The 16,957-nt window shown below is 69.1% G+C and carries 13 protein-coding genes; 2 read left to right on the top strand and 11 right to left on the bottom strand.

Features of this window, described 5'->3' with window-relative positions; all coding sequences use genetic code 11:
• Window positions 1-64 precede the first annotated feature (64 nt).
• Complete coding sequence (locus ACZF5Y_RS00560; RefSeq protein WP_497533872.1) at window positions 65-1,438, bottom strand: MFS transporter; 1,374 nt, start codon at window positions 1,436-1,438, stop codon at window positions 65-67.
• A gap of 294 nt (window positions 1,439-1,732) precedes the next feature.
• On the opposite strand from ACZF5Y_RS00560, the gene ACZF5Y_RS00555 reads away from it, so the two are divergent.
• Together ACZF5Y_RS00555 and ACZF5Y_RS00550 are read left to right on the top strand one after the other, a co-directional pair.
• A complete protein-coding gene (locus ACZF5Y_RS00555) occupies window positions 1,733-2,935 on the top strand; it encodes a pyridoxal-phosphate dependent enzyme (RefSeq protein WP_497533871.1) in 1,203 nt (400 codons plus the stop codon).
• Entirely contained in the window at window positions 2,932-4,104 is a 1,173-nt protein-coding gene (locus ACZF5Y_RS00550; protein ID WP_497533870.1) for a MalY/PatB family protein, read from the top strand. Before ACZF5Y_RS00555 ends, ACZF5Y_RS00550 begins: the two co-directional genes overlap by 4 nt.
• A 206-nt stretch (window positions 4,105-4,310) precedes the next feature.
• On the opposite strand, the gene ACZF5Y_RS00545 is transcribed toward ACZF5Y_RS00550, so the two are convergent.
• The 10 genes from ACZF5Y_RS00545 to ACZF5Y_RS00500 form a co-directional block, all read right to left on the bottom strand.
• The gene (locus ACZF5Y_RS00545) at window positions 4,311-5,330 is read right to left on the bottom strand and encodes a PLP-dependent cysteine synthase family protein (RefSeq protein WP_497533869.1); all 1,020 of its coding nucleotides are present in this window, start codon (window positions 5,328-5,330) and stop codon (window positions 4,311-4,313) included.
• 375 nt (window positions 5,331-5,705) lie between these two features.
• Window positions 5,706-7,094 (bottom strand): M20/M25/M40 family metallo-hydrolase, encoded by a 1,389-nt coding sequence (locus tag ACZF5Y_RS00540; RefSeq protein ID WP_497533868.1) that lies wholly within the window; start codon window positions 7,092-7,094, stop codon window positions 5,706-5,708.
• A gap of 122 nt (window positions 7,095-7,216) precedes the next feature.
• Entirely contained in the window at window positions 7,217-10,237 is a 3,021-nt protein-coding gene (locus tag ACZF5Y_RS00535; protein ID WP_497533867.1) for a thioester domain-containing protein, read from the bottom strand.
• A gap of 179 nt (window positions 10,238-10,416) precedes the next feature.
• Entirely contained in the window at window positions 10,417-11,136 is a 720-nt protein-coding gene (locus ACZF5Y_RS00530) for a B3/B4 domain-containing protein (RefSeq protein ID WP_497533866.1), read from the bottom strand.
• Window positions 11,102-12,523 (bottom strand): amino acid permease, encoded by a 1,422-nt coding sequence (locus tag ACZF5Y_RS00525; protein ID WP_497533865.1) that lies wholly within the window; start codon window positions 12,521-12,523, stop codon window positions 11,102-11,104. The genes ACZF5Y_RS00530 and ACZF5Y_RS00525 overlap by 35 nt, the downstream gene beginning before the upstream one ends.
• Window positions 12,520-13,635 (bottom strand): histidinol-phosphate transaminase, encoded by a 1,116-nt coding sequence (hisC, locus tag ACZF5Y_RS00520; protein WP_497533864.1) that lies wholly within the window; start codon window positions 13,633-13,635, stop codon window positions 12,520-12,522. Before hisC ends, ACZF5Y_RS00525 begins: the two co-directional genes overlap by 4 nt.
• A gap of 146 nt (window positions 13,636-13,781) precedes the next feature.
• The gene (locus tag ACZF5Y_RS00515) at window positions 13,782-14,270 is read right to left on the bottom strand and encodes an Lrp/AsnC family transcriptional regulator (protein ID WP_497533863.1); all 489 of its coding nucleotides are present in this window, start codon (window positions 14,268-14,270) and stop codon (window positions 13,782-13,784) included.
• 31 nt (window positions 14,271-14,301) lie between these two features.
• Window positions 14,302-14,874 (bottom strand): GNAT family N-acetyltransferase, encoded by a 573-nt coding sequence (locus ACZF5Y_RS00510; protein ID WP_497533862.1) that lies wholly within the window; start codon window positions 14,872-14,874, stop codon window positions 14,302-14,304.
• Window positions 14,871-15,914, bottom strand: coding sequence for an LLM class flavin-dependent oxidoreductase (locus ACZF5Y_RS00505; RefSeq protein WP_497533861.1), 1,044 nt, complete (start codon window positions 15,912-15,914; stop codon window positions 14,871-14,873). Before ACZF5Y_RS00505 ends, ACZF5Y_RS00510 begins: the two co-directional genes overlap by 4 nt.
• On the bottom strand, window positions 15,911-16,939 hold the full coding sequence (locus ACZF5Y_RS00500) for an LLM class flavin-dependent oxidoreductase (RefSeq protein ID WP_497533860.1): 1,029 nt from the start codon (window positions 16,937-16,939) through the stop codon (window positions 15,911-15,913). The genes ACZF5Y_RS00505 and ACZF5Y_RS00500 overlap by 4 nt, the downstream gene beginning before the upstream one ends.
• Window positions 16,940-16,957: the final 18 nt, after the last annotated feature.

Raw genomic sequence — 16,957 nt, 5'->3', positions numbered from 1 at the left:
TGCAGGTGGCGAGACGGGCTCGGGCCAGGCGGTACCGGCCGAGCGGCCGCACCCAAACCCCACCTCACACCGCGGTGCGAAACTCCCGCTGGCGCGTCGCGATCGCAGCGACCAGGGCGCACCCGGCGAAGATGACCAGCGCGGTGGCGAGCGACGCCGCCGACGTGCCGCCGACGAGCAGAATGCCGGTGCCGAGCGCGACCGCGAGCGTTGCGGCCAGTCGCTGGGTGAGCTGCAAGAACGACGCCGCCACCCCAGCCATGCCCTGCGGTGCCCGGGCAAGCGCGAGTACCCGGATCATGGGCTCGGAGACGCCGCTGCAGATGCCGAGGCCGACCTCCACCACGACGATGAGCACGAGGAACGGGATGGGATCCAGCACCACCGCGCCGCCCGCGAGCAGCAGCATGCCGACACTCTCCGCGCCGACCCCGCCCGTCACCATCGGCGCACCCCATCTCGCGAACGCCCGGGCACTGAACCGTGCGGCGACCAAACGAGCGGCGGCCCCGGGCAGCATCAGCGCAGCGAGCACGAGCGCCGGGATGCCGAGCTGCTGCAACACATAGATGGTGAGCACGGTGCCCGATCCGAGGAGCGATCCGAACCAGAGCATCGCGACGGCGTTGCCCGCGAGGAAGCCGCGCTGACGCATGAGTGCCGGGGCGAAGAGCGGCAGTCGGCCGCTGCGCCCGTAGCGTCGCTCCCACAGCGCGAGCGCGACGGCGAGCACGACTACCGCCGCGAAGATGCCGACGGTGAGCGGGATGGGCAGCCCGGGGTCGATCACCGGCAGGGTGATCAGCACCACGATGCCGCCGAGCAGTGCGATGCCGGGCAGGTCGAGTGCGATCGGACCGCGCGCCCGCACCGGGTCGGCGGGGAGTCGGCGCCATACGATCCAGATCGTCGCGACGATGGCGGGCAGCGGGAGCAGCAGCACGATGCGCCAGGCCGGATCGGGCGCGGCGACCAGCAGCACCGCCCCCGCGAGCAGCGGACCCGCCATCCCCGCCGCGGCACCGGCCGCGGTGTACGCCCCGAAGGCTCGGATGCGCTCGGTGCCGTGGAAGTGGTCTTGTATCAGGCCGAGCACTTGCGCGTTCACGAGCCCCGCCCCGAGCCCCTGCACGAGACGTCCGATGATGAGCGTGACGGCGATGGGCCCGAGCGCCGACGTGCTCGCGCCGATAAGGATCAGTGCGAGGCCGAGCAGTAGGGGCCGTCGCCGACCGAGGGCGTCGCCGATGCGCCCGCCCGGCACGAGGCCGAGGCCGAACGTCAGCGAGTAGACGGCGAGAAACCACTGCACGGTGGCGGCAGAGGCTCCGGATCCCTCGACGAGCGCGGGCGCGGTGTACGCGATGACGGCGGCGTCGAGCAGCGTGGCGAACCCGGCCCCGACACAACTGAGCAGGGCGGCTTTACGGTGTTCCACGCCTTCCCCTTCCGGCTCCGAGCAGCCGGCACCATTCGACGCGACGGCGGGATTCGAACCCGCTACTCCTCGGTATGACCCGCGCACCGGAACCATCCGGATCGCCGCGATGCCTCCGATGCTAGACCGGCCTCCAAGTTCACGGGCGAGCATGACCTCGCGTGACGGCGTGCGACTTCGGGTGACGCGGGCCCGGACGCTCTGCGGCGAATGTCGGCGGCCCTGAGTAGCATCGTCGGCACAGCCCCGCGCTCACACGCGGGCGTAGAGCGCTGATCTGAACGGAGTTCGTGCATGACCGAATCGCCCTCGCAGCACCCGTTCGCGGTGGTAGCGGATCACCGGGCCGTGGAAACGCTGCTCGAGTCACGGTACGCGGCGGCGACCGACCCCGCACTGCTGCAGCTGCGTCGGCATCGCGAGCCCCTCGTCTTCGGCCCGACCCCGGTGCACCGGCTCGATCGGCTGCGCGAGGCGCTCGGCGGCGGGCCTCGCCTCTGGATCAAGCGAGACGATCAGACCGGTCTCGCACTCGGCGGCAACAAGGCGCGCAAGCTCGAATATCTCGTCGCCGAGGCGCGCGCGGCCGGAGCCGACACGCTCGTGACGGTCGGCGCGGTGCAGTCGAACCACGCGCGGCAGACCGCCGCCGCAGCAGCTCGGGCCGGGCTCGACGCGCTACTCGTGTTGCGCGTTCCCGCCGGCATCTCGGTGGGGCGTCTCCGCTCGGGCAACGTGCTGCTCGACGAATTGCTCGGGGCCGCAATCGATTACGTCGACGAGACGCCCGAAGACGCCCACCCCGAGCGGGCTGCGGCCGAAGCCGCGCTCGAACGGCTGCGTGCCGCCGGACGCACCCCGTTCTTCATTCCGAGCGGTGGGTCGACCGCGACCGGGTCGCTCGGCTACGTCGAATCGTTCGCCGAGATCGCCGCGCTCGCGTCGCAGGGCATCGCCTTCGACGAGATCGTGGTCGCGTCAGGCAGCGGCGGCACCCAGGCCGGGCTCCTGGCCGGGCGCGAGCTGTTCCCCGAAGCGGGCCGGCCTCGCGTGCACGGTGTCGCCGTGTCTCCTGGCGCGCTCGAGCTCGCGACCGGGGTCGAGGCGCACCGCAACGAGGTACTCGCCCGCTTCGGTGCCGGTGCCGCTGCCGGTATTGGCGCGGCTGGCTCTGCCGGTGCCGCTGCGAACGCGGATCTGGCGTCGGTGGATCCGGCGATCCTGAGCCCCGATCAGGTGGGCGACGCCTACGGGGCGCTGACCCCCGCCGCGATCGAGGCGATCAAACTCTTCGCGCGCACCGAGGGCGTGCTGCTCGACCCGGTGTACACGGCGAAGGCGGCTGCCGCGCTCGTCGCCGGGGTGCGCGCAGGGGCGTACGACGCCGACGCCGACGTGCTGTTTCTGCACACGGGCGGGTCCCCCGGGCTCTTCGCCTACGCCGAAGATCTGCCACGTGCGAGCGCTGCGCCCGTCAGCCTTGGAGTGCGCGCGTGAGTGAAACGTTCGCCGCGTTCGAGCGGCTCACCGCCGACGAGCTTCTGGCGCGCGGCTCCTCGAAGTGGACGACCCACCCCGGAGCGATCGGCTCATTCATCGCCGAGAGCGACTTCGGCACCGCCCCCGCCGTCACCCGCGTGCTACAGCAGCGCGTCGCCAATGGTGCTCTTGGCTACTCCACGAAGCGTGAGAAAGAGCTCGTCGCCGAGTCCCTCTCGCGCTGGCTGCAGCACCGGCATGGGTGGGAGGTGCCGGCTGAGCAGATCGGCGTGCTGCCCGAGGTGCTCACCGCGCTCGAGATCACGCTCGAGCACTACACCGAACACGGCACCCCCGTTGTCGTGCCGACCCCGAACTACATGCCGTTCTTCACGCTGCTGCGCGACCACGGCCGCGAGGTTGTCGAGACACCACTGCTGCAGCGCGGCGAGGCCTGGGAGTTCGACTACCAGCGCATCGACGACGCCTTCGCGGCCGGCGCGCGCCTCCTGATCCTCGTCAACCCGGCGAACCCCACCGGCACGGTGTTCACCCGCGAACAGCTCCTGCCGCTCGTCGACATCGTTGAGCGTCACGGCGGGCGCGTCTGGGCAGACGAGATTCACGCCCCCATCATCTACGACGGCCGGGCGCACGTACCCTACGCCACGCTCTCGCCCGAGGCGGCGGCGCACACCATCACCGCGACCTCCGCGTCGAAGGGGTGGAACATCCCGGGCATCAAGTGCTCGCAGATCATCTTCTCGAACCCCGCCGACGCGAAAGCGTGGCCGCAGATCGGGCGCTGGCCATCGCACACGACCGGCCACCTCGGCGTGCTCGGCACCATCGCCGCCTTTGACGACGGCCGCGACTGGCTCGAGGACCTCGTGGCGCACCTCCAGGGCCACCGCGACCGGTTCGCCCGGCTCACGGCCGAGCACTTGCCCCACGCCCGCCTGATTCCGGCACAAGCAACGTACCTCGGCTGGCTCGACCTCCGCGCCTACGAGGTGCGAGAAAGCCTGCAGCGATTGCTGCTGCGCGACGCGAACGTGGCCGCAACCGACGGCCGGCACTGCGGGCGCGATTTCCGGGGCTTCCTGCGCCTGAACTTCGCGACCCCGGGCGCGATCCTCGACGACACGTTTGCCCGCATCGCGGCCGTGCTCCCGCACGGGGAATAGCGCTCGAGCAGCGTACACCCCGGCCCCGCACGTACCAGGACCGCGAGTGAGCAATCTCTGAACCTGCAGCACAGAGGCCCCGCGAGTGAGCACTATCTGCTCTCCCGCGGGGCCCACACCTCCATGAATTACTCACCCATCCCCACACCCCACGTGCTGCTTGCGCAGAGGGGATGGGTGAGAGTCTGAGGTCGACCGGCTCGGGGCTACCCGAACACTCCGGCCGACAAATATCGCTCACCCGTATCCGGGATCACCGCGACGATCGTCTTCCCCGCGTACTCGGGAAGACGCGCGAGGCGCAGCGCCACGGTGAGCGTCGCCCCTGCCGATGGGCCGACGAAGAGCCCCTCTTCGCGCAGCACGGTTCGCGCGGTCGCATACGCTTCCTCGGCTTCGACCTGCTGCACCTCGTCAGGTACGGACGCGTCGAAGTTCGGGGGCAGCTGATCTTCTTCGAGCCCCTCCACCTGGTGCACGCCGTCGATCTCGGCCGGGTGGGTCTGCTCCTCGCTCGGCAGCGACGCCTCCCCCGGCTCCGCGACGACGACGCGAAGATCGGGCTTCTGCTCTTTCAGATAGCGACCGGCACCCGACACGGTGCCCCCGGTGCCGACCCCGGCGACGAAGACGTCGACCTCGCCCAGCGAATCCCGCCAGATTTCGGGGCCGGTCGTCTCGTAATGCGTCTGCGGGTTCACGGGGTTCGAGAGCTGGCTCGTGAGATACGCGTCCGGGTTCTCGCGCTCGATTCGCTCGAACAGTTCGGTGAGTCCGTCGGGGTCGATGAAGATGCCGTTCGGCACCGAGATGAGTTCGACGCCGAGCGCCTCGAGAATCTTGCGCTTGTCCGGGCTCGTGTTGTCGCCGAGGTAGAACTTCGTCGGGTAGCCGCGTGCGGCGGCGATGGCGGCGAGCGCGATCCCCGTGTTGCCACTGGTGACGTCGACGATCGTCTTGCCGGGCCGCAGATCGCCTTGCGCCTCGGCATCGCGGACGATAGCCCACGCGATGCGATCCTTCACACTCGACAGCGGGTTGAAGAACTCGACCTTGGCCAGGATGCGGGCCTGTGCGCCGCCGCGCTCGGCGAAGCGGTGCAGCTCGAGCAGTGGTGTGTTGCCGATGAGCTCCGTGATGTCGTGCGCGATCGGGCGGGAGATGCCATCGGCGACGCTGTCGGCGGCAACGGTGTCAACGGATTCGGCGGTCTCGATCGCGGCCATGTCATCTCCTCACGGTGCACCGCGGGGCTTCGCGGTGAGGCCACACTACGAGTCGTGAAACGGCGGCGCGAGCATCGGCGTCACGCGGATTCACGGGGCGTCACACCCGGCAACATCATGAATCGTGATGAACGCCGACCCTCCCCGCAGTTGCCCGCAGCTCCTCGCCGTTCTTCGCCACCCTCGCCACCCTCGCCTCCGGAAGCTTCGGCATCTTTGGTTCAACAGGAGAAATCGCGCGCTGCGTCCCCAACCCCGAAGAACCATCCGCAAGACGCGATTTCTCCTGTCGGAGCGAAGGAGGGGAACGCGCGTACCCGGGCGCACACCTGAGCAGCCACGCTTGCGCGCGCCCACGCCGCACCGCGCCCACCCCTACGCGTCGCGCAGCAACTCCGCCGTCACGCGCGCGCAGAAGTGGATCGCGCTGACCGGCACGTGCTCGTCGGCGGCGTGAAATTGCCCGTAGACGTCGAAGTCGAGGGGCACGCGGAGCGGAAAGAAGCCGTACCCGGCAATGCCGATCGACGAGAAGTGCTTGTTGTCGGTGCTCGCCGGCAGCAGGTAGGGCACGGCGACGGCCTTCGGGTCTTGCACCGCGAGCGCCGCGCGGATCGCACCGACGAGCGGGCCGTCGACCGGCGCCGTGTTCGCCGGCCACCACGGCCCCTCGGTCACTTCGATGTCGGGGCCCGCGAGTTCGGCGAGACGCGCACGCACCTCGTCTCCCTGCCCGGGAGCGATGCGGATGTCGAGCTGCGCCTGAGCGATGCCGGGAATGATGTTCACCTTCGACCCGGCCTGCAGCACGGTCGGCGTCGCGGTACTGCGCGAGCTGGCCGCGACGGTCTCGCCCACGAAGCCGAGCTCGGCGAGGGCGCGCGCAAGCCCCTCCTCGGTCGCGGTCGCCTCGTCGGCAATGCCGAAAGCCTTGAGAAACGCTTCGAGCGCCTCGCCCCGCACGAGCGGAAAACGGTGCTCGCCGATTCGCGTCACCGCGCGGGCCAGTGCCAGTACGGCGTGATCGGGTTCGGGGCGCGATCCGTGGCCGGCACGGCTGCGCGCGGTCAGGGTCGCCGATGCGACACCCTTCTCGCCCACGGCGACGAGGTACGCTCGCCGAGCGTCGCCCGGCGCTACTGCCCCGCTCGCGTCGCGCGCGGGCAGCGGTGCCGAGAACCCGCCGACCTCGCCCACCGACTCCGTGACTCCGGCGAACAGTTCGGGGCGGTGCTGCACCAACCATCCGGCGCCCCAGCGGCCTCCGTTCTCTTCGTCGGCCAGGAACGCGACGACCAGGTCGCGCCGCGGCCGGATGCCCTCGCGTGCAAAATGCCGCAGCACGGCGACGACGGCGCCGCCGAACGGTTTCATGTCGACCGCTCCGCGCCCGTAGAGCATGCCGTCGTGAATCTCGGCTCCGAACGGCGGGTGCGTCCACTCCTGCCCCACGACAGGTACGACGTCGTGGTGCGCGTGCACCAGAAGCGCTCCGGCCGCCCGGTCCGTGCCCGGAATGCGCACCACGAACGATCCGCGCCCGGGCTTCGGCTCGATGAGCTCTCCGGCAATGCCGACCTCGGCGAGGCGGTCACGAATGAACTCGGCGGCGCGGGTCTCACCGTCACCGATCGTCGCGGGGTCCCCGGTATTGACGCTGTCGATGCGAATCAACTCGCGTGCAAACTCCAGCGCCTCCGTTTCGAGAGTGGAGGGTGCTTCGGGGTCGGCAAGCTCAGCAGCCGTCGGCTCGGACGTCGTCATGGGCGGGGTCCTTTCGCTCGGAGCACTTCCATTCTGGCGACCGGCAAGACCTGGCGGTGGCTGAGGCCCCGATATGACGCGAAGCGACACCGTGCGGGCGCCGCGGGCCGAGCCACGCCCCCTTACTCGACGAGCTTTCTGGCTTCGCGCGTGTGGCGCACACCGATCCACCACACCCCGCCCGCAACGATCGTGAGCAGGATGGCCGAGGCCCCGAGACCCCACAACCCGTTCGCACTCGCACCGGTCACGGACAGACCCGGTGCGCTGGCGGCCGCACCGGCCGCACCGGCCGCAAGGTCAACGGCGGTCGCGGGGACGCTCGGAGTGCTGGGCTGGCCCGTGGTGTCCGGATCAACCGAACGCACCGGCTCAGCCGGATCGCCAGGCCCTGCGGGTTCGGGATCACCCGGGCCGACGGGATCCACCGGATCTCCGGGCCCGTCCACCTCGATCGCGGCGGCCACCTCGAGCGGGGCGCTCGCTGATCGAGACGAGTCCGCGCCGACGCCGAACAGCCGATCCTGCCCGATGCTCGCCGCCGCGGGCACCGTGATCGTCGCAGCGAACGCGCCCGACTCGTCGGCCACCGCCTGCAGCACCTCGATCCCATCGGCCTCAAGGGTCAGCGCCACGGCCTCGCCGGAGCGGTACCCGCTGCCGCTCACACCGACCGCGCCACCGATGGCAGCTCGATCGACGCTGGTGGTGAGTTCGGCCGGGGGTGCGACCGCGTACGAGAACGCATAGGTGGCCGACCCGGTGATCGAGGCGACTCCGAGCTGCACGAGCACGGGGCCGTCGGCGTTCGGCGTGGTGAGCGCGCGCGCCGTCGTCCAGTTCACCGCGGACGTGCGCGCGGTGAGCACCGCGTCTCCGGCGTCGGCGTCTCCGGCGCGCACCCAGAATTCGGATCTCGGCGCGACCACGAGCTCGGAGACTGGCTCGGCCGTCGGATCGGTGAGCAGCGTTGCATCGGTGGCGTCCGCGAAGCTCACCGACAGGGCGCTCGAACCGTCGACGGTGAAGGGGCCGATGAGGTCGCTCGCCGACTCACGCACGAACACGTCGGTCGCGGCGGTCACCGTCGCCGACGGTGCGGGTGCGGCGACGGGATTCGCATCGGCATCGGCAAGCAGGTATCGGTAGACCTGCACCACGTTTGCCGCATTCGCGTACTGCCGGTACTCGTAGTTCGGTTGTGCACCGAATACGCCGAAGCCTTCGAACGACACTCCGGCGATCTCGACCGCCTGGGTCGGATCAGCAGCGCCCGAGAACACGATGCGGTAGCGCGTGGTCGCCGATCCGTAAGTCGCTCCCGAGGGAATGTTGCCGCTGACGCGCGTCTCACTCGAGCCGCCTGCGAACGCGTGGGTGACCGAACTGGTCGAGACGTCCGAGAACGTCATCCCGTCCGTGCTGCGCTGCAGCTTCCACGATGTCGGAGTGGCCCCCGCCGCAGCACCGTCACGAGTCGTCACGGCGTACGATCGCGGCTCGAAGTTTGCGGGGAACGTGAAGTCGATCGCTGCCTGGCCAGGTGCTGGTGCCTGCCAAGCGGTGGTCGCATCGCCATCGAGCACCGCCGCGGCCGAAGCGCCGTCGGCAGCCGTCGCCGCGTTCGGTGTGGCATAGCGGGTCGTATCGAGTTCTTTGCCGTCGGTGGCGTGCCAGATAGCGGCCTGCGTGGCGGCAATGGCTTCCCAGTTCTTGATGGTGGCGGATCCCGGAGCCAGCAGACCCGCGGATTGCACCGCGGCGGTCAGCTGGGAAGTGGTGCGCGTCGGGTACGACTGCTGCAGGATCCGAGCGACACTGCCCTGCGCGGCGTTGTCTGCAAGGTGCGGTGCCGCGTTCCAGTCGCCCTCGGTGAAGGCCGAGCCGCTTGCGAGAACCGGCCCCTGCGCGGCATTGATCGCGGTACCGGCGAAGCGCGCGGAGTACACGTCAGCGCTGCGATCTGAGCCGTTGCCCGTCAACCCGATGAGATCGGTCGTCGTCGACGTGCCGTCGGTGAAGGTGAGCTTCTCGAGCGTGGCGCTCAGCTCACCGCGCGGCATGTAGGTGTAGCTGCGCGTGGTGGCCGCACCGTTGGCGTCGAACTGGCCGGGGGCGTTGCGATCGATCTGCCACGTCACCGGCAGTTCAGTGTTCGCCGACTGACTCGAGGTCGAGAGCACCGCGAGGTTCTCTCGGGCGGCGAAAGGCGAGACGTTCTGCTTGCCCAGTGCCGCGTTCACGACTGTGGTGGAGATCGCGGCGGTCTGCGCGCGAACGGTCGTGGCACCATCGGCCGCGGGTGCCGCGGTCGGCTGCACCCAGAACACGGTGCCGGGCTGCTGCGCGCCCGTCAGCGCCTGGCCGGTCGAGCCGACGATGTTGGCTCCGCCGGATGTGGAGAGCGTGGCGGGCGCGCTCGACGTCAGGGTGAATGGACCGAACGCCGCGTCTGCCTCGACGGAGAACGCGGTGCGGCCGTTCTCCGCAGCGAGACTCACGGTCGGAGCGGCGCCCGTGGAGGCATCTTTGCCCGCCGATTCCTGCACGAGGTATTGGTAGAAGAGTCGCGTGCGCGCAGAGTTCGCTGACGTCGCGGTGAGGTCGAGGTCGACCCCATCGGTGATGTGCCAGATGGCCGCCTGTTGCGCCGCGATCGCCTCGCTCTCGCTGAAGGTGCCCGTCGGGAAGGTGGCGAACTGCGGAATGGCACGCAGGCGATCGCGCAGCACCGCGGTGGAACTCGCGGGGAATCCATTCTTCAAGATCCATTCCACGGCTCCTCGGCCGGCCACGGCGGATGCCTGCGGCAGACCCGACCAGTCGGCCTGCGTGTAGTTGTGGTTGCTTGTGGGCGGAGTGCCGGTGAAGTCGACCGAGTAGCTCGACGAGCTCGCGGCCGATCCCTGACCCTGCAGCGCGTACTGCTTGGTCGCGTAGGTCGAGGTGCTCCCGACGATGCGGATTCCTGCGCCCGACGACGACGAGCCGAAGTACTTGTACGTGTCACCTACCGCAGCTGCGGCGGGTGACACCGCGCCGAGCGCAGCGGCGAGGGCGAGCAGGCCTGCCGTAGCGGCCGCGGCGAGCCGCGTGCGCCGATACTGCGTCCGCACGCGAACAGGGATCTCGTGAATAGGCATGAGCGAGAATCTAGATTGCTTTTGCACAGGATCCAATCGCATACGTCACTTTATGCAATACGTCCCATAAGCAAAACCGCAACGGGGCATGGTTTCCCATGCCCCGTTCTCGCCAGTGAAGGGTAAGCAATCCGCGCGGTGGCCCCGTTTGGGCGCAAGAGCCGCCTCCCCAATGACCCCTACCCGAGATCGACGACCGGATGCTCTCGATCGATCCAGCCCAACGTGCACGTCGCATTGAGTTCCGTATGCACCAGGTCCGCGAGCGCGCGTTGAGCTGCGCGCAGACGATCCTCGTTCTCATGAGCAAAACCGTCGATCGGAAACACGACATCCGTCGTCTGCGAAGAAATTTTTCCGACATCACTCTGGCGCCGGGTCCACCGGCGCGTGCGCACCTCGTCCCCGCTCGCATACACGATCTCTCCAACTTCGGGTCGCTCGAACGTTTCGCCACCGAAGGGCACGAATATATCGGCAGCATTGGCTCGACGTACCCAAAGGTCACCGGCGAACGATTCGATGTCGTGCGCACCGATCGGAACGCGATGAGTGATCGACACCGCGTTTCCCGCATCGACGATGGGCGTGATGCTCGGCAGCCCCTTGCCCTTGGCGACGCGCGTGAGCAGCGCCTCAATTGAACACAAGAACTTGTTCGGGTTGATCCCGACCTCGGTGAATGCCGCGCGATACGGGGCCACGTCATCCGACCCCTTCACCCGCACGCCGGCGAGCTCGGTGCCGGCAACAGCCACCGCGGCATCGAGTTGCGCCGCGACCGCCGGTGCAACTTCGGAGATCCGGATCCCTCGTGCGACCACCACAGCGATACAGAGCTGCGGCAGGAGATCGAAGACCTCGCTACGGACGCCGAACCTTGCCGCGATCACCGCCACGCTGCGTCGCCGCCGCGATGATTGCCAGCAGCGCCGTGAGCCCGAAGGTCAGCAGCAGCTGCGTGCGCGCGGCGGTATCGAACATCACGAGCACCATGACCGCGAGCAGCAGCGCAAGCGTCGTGTACGACAGCCACGGGAACCCCCAGAAACGGATGGGCAGCTCGAGGCCCTCGCGATCGGCCCGGCGTCGCAGCACGATCTGCGACACCACGATGGACGTCCACACGATGAGCAGCGTCGACCCGACCACGTTGAGCAGCGCCGGAAGCACCGCATCTGGCCACGCCCAATTGAGGCCGACGGTGACGAAGCTGAAGAGCACCGACCCCGAGACGGCGGCCCACGGCACCCCGTTGCGGGTGATCGAACGCACGACCCGCGGAGCCATGCCGCGCTCACCGAGCGAGAACGCCATGCGCGAGGCTCCGTAGATATTGGCATTCATTGCCGAGAGCAGGGCCACCACCACGATGATCGACATCGCGAGGTCGACGCCGGGCAGTTTGAGTGCGCCGAGCACGGCGGCGAACGGCCCCGATTGCACGGCGGCGTCGTCCCAGGGCAGCACGGACACGATGACGAAGATGGAGCCGATGTAGAAGATCAGGATGCGCACCATGACGGAGCGCATCGTGCGACGGATGTTGCCGCTCGGATCTTCGGATTCGGCCGCCGCGATCGACACGACCTCGGTGCCGCCGAAGGCGAACATCACGATGAGCAGCGCACCGGCGATACCGACGAAGCCAGTCGGCGCGAAGCCGCCGTGGGCGACGAGATTCTGCAGGCCGAGCGGCTCATTGCCGGGAAGCAGGCCGACGATCGCGAGGATGCCGACGACGAGGAAGAGGAGGATCGCGCCGACCTTGATGAACGCGAACCAGTACTCGAACTTGCCGTAGTTCGCGACGCCCAGCAGGTTGATGGTGGTGAGCGCCACGATGAAGACGAGCACCCATACCCACTGCGGCACCACCGGGAACCAGGCGGACACGATTGCCGCAGCCCCGGTTGCCTCGGCCGCGATGACGACGACGAGCTGGATCCAGTACAGCCAGCCCACGGTCGCCCCCGCGGTGCGCCCGAATGCCCGGTGCGCGAAGGTGCTGAACGCCCCCGAGCTCGGGTACGCCGCCACCTGCTCGGCGAGCATCGCCATGACGAGCACCACGATGAAACCGGCGACGATGTAGCTGATCAGCACCGCGGGGCCGGCGATGTTGATCGCGCTGCCCGAGCCGACGAACAGACCAGCGCCGATGGCGCCGCCGAGGCCCATCATGGAGACCTGGCGCCTCGTGAGCGTAGTGCGCAGCGTTCCCGTGTCGAGGAACTCGCGGTCGTCCGGCGCCGTCGACCGAACGCCCAGATCCTGCGCGCTCATCGGACGACCGCCTCGGCGCCGAACTGCGCTGCAGCATCCTGACTGACCGTGCCTGCCGGCGCGAGCGCGGCGAGCACCCGATCCGTGTCGCTGGGAATGCCGCACGAGATGCGCACCCCCTCGCCCGGGAAGACACGCGCAATGACGCCGCCCGCCTCGAGCAGGTCGCCGATCTCCTCGGGGGTGCGCCCGTTCGTGGCCCCGGCCGCGACCCACACGAAGTTCGCCTGCGAGCGCGCCGGGTCGTAGCCCCAGGCGTCGAGCGCCACGAAGAGCCGCTCGCGCTGACCGGTCACCTCGGCGATGCGCGCGGCGAGCTCCTCCTCAGCGGCGAGCGACGCGACGGCGGCCGCCTGCGCGAGATTCGTCACGCCGAACGGCACGGCCACCTTGCGCAGCTCCTCGGCGGTCTCGCCTGGCGAAACCGCGTAACCGATGCGCAGGCCAGCCAGCCCGTAGGCCTTGGAGAACGTGTGCAGTACCGCGACGTGTGGAAATTCGCGGAACAACTCGAGCCCGTTCGCGCGGTTCGGAGTGCGATCGAAGTGCACGTAGGCTTCATCGATCACCACGAGCACGTCGCGCGGCACCGCATCGACGAACGCGCGCAGGGCCTCCGCCGGAACGACGGTGCCGGTCGGGTTGTTGGGGTTGCAGATGAAGATGAGGCGCGTGCGCGGGGTGATGGCGGCGAGCATCGCGTCGAGATCGTGGCGCGCGTGCGCGTCGAGCGGCACCTCGACGGGCGTCGCCCCTGCGATGCGCACGAGCGACGGGTAGGCCTCGAAGGATCGCCACGCGAAGACGACCTCATCGCCCTCGCCCGCGGTGGCGTGGATCAGTTGCGACGCGACCTCGACGGATCCGGCGCCGACGGTCACGCTCTCGACGGGTACCCCGTGCCGCTCGGCGAGTGCTTCGCGCACCGCGCTCGCACCCATGTCGGGGTAGATCTGCACGCGATCGAGCTCGGCTGCGACGGCCGAGACGACGGAGGGCAGCGGCGGATGCGGGGACTCATTGGACGACAGCTTGCTGGCCCCTGCGGGGGCCGGTCGCCCCTGACGATAGGGCGGCACTGCGGCGAGGCTCGTACGACGATGTAGCGACATGATTCTCCTGTGAACATGAGCGGTCGGATGCGACCAGACACACGTTAGGGAATCGCAGGGCGCTAGACAATAGCGCTTATTTTGACTGTAAGTGTTGCGCAGAAATGCTGCGGAATCGCCGCCTGCACCTCACAACTTGTGCACTACTACGCGGATGGTGCGTTCGACGACTGCGGCGCGCTGTGCACGAGCGGGAGTGTGCGGTTGGTGAAGTGAGTGGCGAGCGCGATGCGCGTGGAGACGCGGATCACCCCGTCGGTGTTCGAGATGAGATCGAGCACGCGCTGCAGGTCGATGGTGGATCGCGACACGAACGACGCCATCATGTCGAAGTCGCCGGTGATCGTGTGGAGTTCCGTGATCTCGGGAATGCGCGCGAGCCCCTCGGCGATGGTCGTGTGGCTTACGTCCTGCCGCACCTGAATCGTGCAGAAGGTGCGGAGCACGAAGCCGAGCGCCGAGGGGTCGATCGACGGCGCCTCCGACGAGATCACGCCGCTGGCTCGCAGTTTGTCGAGCCGACTCTGCACCGTCGCGCGGGCCACCCCGAGTCGCCGGGCAGTCTCGATCACCGAGATGCCGGTGTCGGTGCACAGCAGCGTGATCAGGCGCACGTCAAGCGAGTCGATGTTCATCGGCACCATCATAGAACCGGCGCCCACCGCGTCAGGCGGCGAGCGGAGCCGCGGGTGCCGCGTACCGATAGCGGTACGCGAAGAGATCGAACTGGCGCACCCCGCCGATCCAGAGCCCGTCGTTCTCGGTCGCGCGCTCAAAACCGAGCGACTCGTAGAGCGCCTGCGGCCCGGTCATGTGCGGTGCGGTTTTCAGCACCACCGCCGACCAGCCCTCGAGGCGACCCACCTCGATGACGTGGCGCATGATCTTCGCACCCACCCCGCGCCGTCGCGCCCGCACCGATACGGCGAGCAGCCGCAGATCGAGCTCGTCGGGCGCAAAGTCCTCGTGCAGCAGGTCGCCGCCCGAGCGCCGGGTGGTGACGCTGCCGACGAGTTCGCCCGTGCCATCGACGGCGACCCACACGTCGTACGCGCGATCCCGCACCTCCGCGTACTGCATCTCGTCGCGAGCGTGCTGCGACGGCCCGTAGTCGGTGTCGTAGGCCTCCCACACGAGCGCGTCGGTCGCCGCGTACTCGTCGGGCCGCACTCGGCGCACCTGAATGCCGGTGTCCGTGCTGGCAATCGAGTCGGCCGCTCCTGTGGTCGGCTCGCTCATCCGATGCCCCGCTCGGTCGCCGGCGTCCAGCCGAGCGCCGGCCCCAGCCGAGTCGCGAGCGTCTCGATCAGGTGCTTCCATTCGGCGAACTCGAACTCGAACGGCAGATGCACTTGGTAGTCGTCGGCGCGCTGGAACGCAGCGTCGGCGCGAATCTCATCGACGAGCTCGTCGACGGTGCCGATGAGGTCGGTCGAGATGATGGTCTTCTCGCCGTGCACGCGGCCCACGCGCCCGGCACGACCCGCGATGTATTCGCGGTACTTCGCCACCTGGCTGGGCGTCGCGCCGTCGACGGGCAGGATCACCCGCGACACGTTGACCCGTGCCGCGTCGCCGAGCGGGTGCGCCGCACGGAACGCGTCGATCTGCAAGCTCTGCTCGCGCGCGAAGTCGGTACCGCCGTCGTGCGTCGACGAGATGTTGCCGAGCAGCAACTGGAAGCCCGCCTCACCGGCCCAGGTCACCGACTCGAGCGATCCGGCGCCGTACCAGAGTCGGTTCGCGAGACCGGGGCTCAGCGGCTCCACGCGCGGGGAGTCGAAGTCGCCGCCGATGCCACCGTACGCTTCGACCTCGCGCACTGGCGCTCCCGAGACGAGCGAGCGCAGCAGCTCCACGCGGCCGCGGCCGTAATCCTCGACGCGCCAGCCGTCGTCGTGCACCAGATCGTTGACGGCGTCGGGGTAGCGCGGGGCGTGCAGGCTGAACCCGGGCTGCAACCGCCCGCCCGAGAGCACGTCGGCGGTGCCGAGATCTTCGGCCAGGCGGAAGGGGTTCTCGAATTCGAGCGGCGTCACCGCGGTGCCGAGACCGATGCGTGAGGTCGCTTGCGACAGCGCACCGAAGTACACCGTCGAGGTGCCAAGGCCGGTCTGCAGGTGCCGCGTGCGCAACCATCCGTCGTCGAGCCCGACCGCTTCGGCGATGCGGAAGAGCTCGATGCCGTCGGCGAACGCGGCCGCCGGCGTGGTGTGCGAGAACGGCACGAGGTGGTTGAAACTCAGGCGCCCGAGGGGGCGCGGCTCGACGGCGCTCATGCGGCGGGGGTCCAGCCGAGTGCGGGGCCGATGCGGGTGGCGAGCTGGTGCAGGATCTGCTTCCAGTCGTCGAGCTCGAACTCGAAGGGCAACTCGAACAGGTAGTCGTCGGCTGCTTGGAATGCGACGTCGTGCTCGATGAAGTCGACGATCTCGTCGAGCGAGCCGAGCACGTCGAGCGCGATGATCGTGTTCTTGCCCTGCACCTGCTTCGTGCGCGGGGTGCGCGCCTCGGCGTAGGCGCGGTACTTCGCGGCTTGCTCAGGGGTCGCACCGTCGGTCGGCACGATGACGCGGGCGACCGTCACCCGTGCTTCTTCGCCGCGCGGGCTCGCTGCGCGGAACGTGTCGATCTGATTGCGCTGCGCCTGCGAGAAGTCGGTGACGCCGTTTTCGGTCGAGCTGATGTTGCTCACCAGCCAGTTGAGATCGGCCTGCCCCGCCCACTCCGCCGAGCGCAGCGACCCGCCGCCGTACCAGAGGCGATCCGAGAGCCCGGCACTGTAGGGCTCGACGCGCGGGGAGTCGAAGTCGCCCCCGATGCCGTTGTACGCCTCAACCTCACGCACCGCATCACCCGCGAGAAACGAACGCAGCCGCTCGATGCGGCCGTACCCGTAATCCTCCTCGCGCCAGCCCGAGTCGTGCACGAGGTCGTTCACTGCGTCGTCACCGGGCCGCGGCGGGTGCACGCTCAGGCCGGGCAGCACGCGGCCGCCCGAGAGCACGTCGGCGGTCGCAAGATCTTCGGCGAGACGGAACGGGTTTTCGTGCCCCACAGGAATCACCGCCGTGCCGAGTGCGATCCGCTCGGTCACCTGCGACAGCGCACCGAAGAGCACTGCGGGCGACGGGAGCCCGCGCTGCAGGTGGCGAGTGCGCACCCAGCCGCCGTCGAGACCGAGTTCTTCCGCGTATCGGAAGAGCTCGATCGCGTCGCGGAACCCGCCTTCCGGCTCATCGGCGTCGAATGGGACGAGGTGGATGAAACCGAGGTGCCGCAGCGGTCGGCGTGCAGTGGTCATGAGTGCTCCTTGGGGCGG

The organism is Leucobacter sp. WKLB1, from assembly GCF_059696215.1.
This window is presented reverse-complemented; position numbering and strand designations above follow the sequence as displayed.

Excerpts from the sequence above, each read along its gene's own strand:
- ACZF5Y_RS00555 (WP_497533871.1), top strand. The coding sequence starts at position 1,733 with ATGACCGAATCGCCCTCGCAGCACCCGTTCGCGGTGGTAGCGGATCAC.
- ACZF5Y_RS00545 (WP_497533869.1), bottom strand. The coding sequence starts at position 5,330 with ATGGCCGCGATCGAGACCGCCGAATCCGTTGACACCGTTGCCGCCGAC.
- ACZF5Y_RS00540 (WP_497533868.1), bottom strand. The coding sequence starts at position 7,094 with ATGACGACGTCCGAGCCGACGGCTGCTGAGCTTGCCGACCCCGAAGCA.
- ACZF5Y_RS00535 (WP_497533867.1), bottom strand. The coding sequence starts at position 10,237 with ATGCCTATTCACGAGATCCCTGTTCGCGTGCGGACGCAGTATCGGCGC.
- ACZF5Y_RS00525 (WP_497533865.1), bottom strand. The coding sequence starts at position 12,523 with ATGAGCGCGCAGGATCTGGGCGTTCGGTCGACGGCGCCGGACGACCGC.
- hisC (WP_497533864.1), bottom strand. The coding sequence starts at position 13,635 with ATGTCGCTACATCGTCGTACGAGCCTCGCCGCAGTGCCGCCCTATCGT.
- ACZF5Y_RS00515 (WP_497533863.1), bottom strand. The coding sequence starts at position 14,270 with ATGAACATCGACTCGCTTGACGTGCGCCTGATCACGCTGCTGTGCACC.
- ACZF5Y_RS00510 (WP_497533862.1), bottom strand. The coding sequence starts at position 14,874 with ATGAGCGAGCCGACCACAGGAGCGGCCGACTCGATTGCCAGCACGGAC.
- ACZF5Y_RS00505 (WP_497533861.1), bottom strand. The coding sequence starts at position 15,914 with ATGAGCGCCGTCGAGCCGCGCCCCCTCGGGCGCCTGAGTTTCAACCAC.
- ACZF5Y_RS00500 (WP_497533860.1), bottom strand. The coding sequence starts at position 16,939 with ATGACCACTGCACGCCGACCGCTGCGGCACCTCGGTTTCATCCACCTC.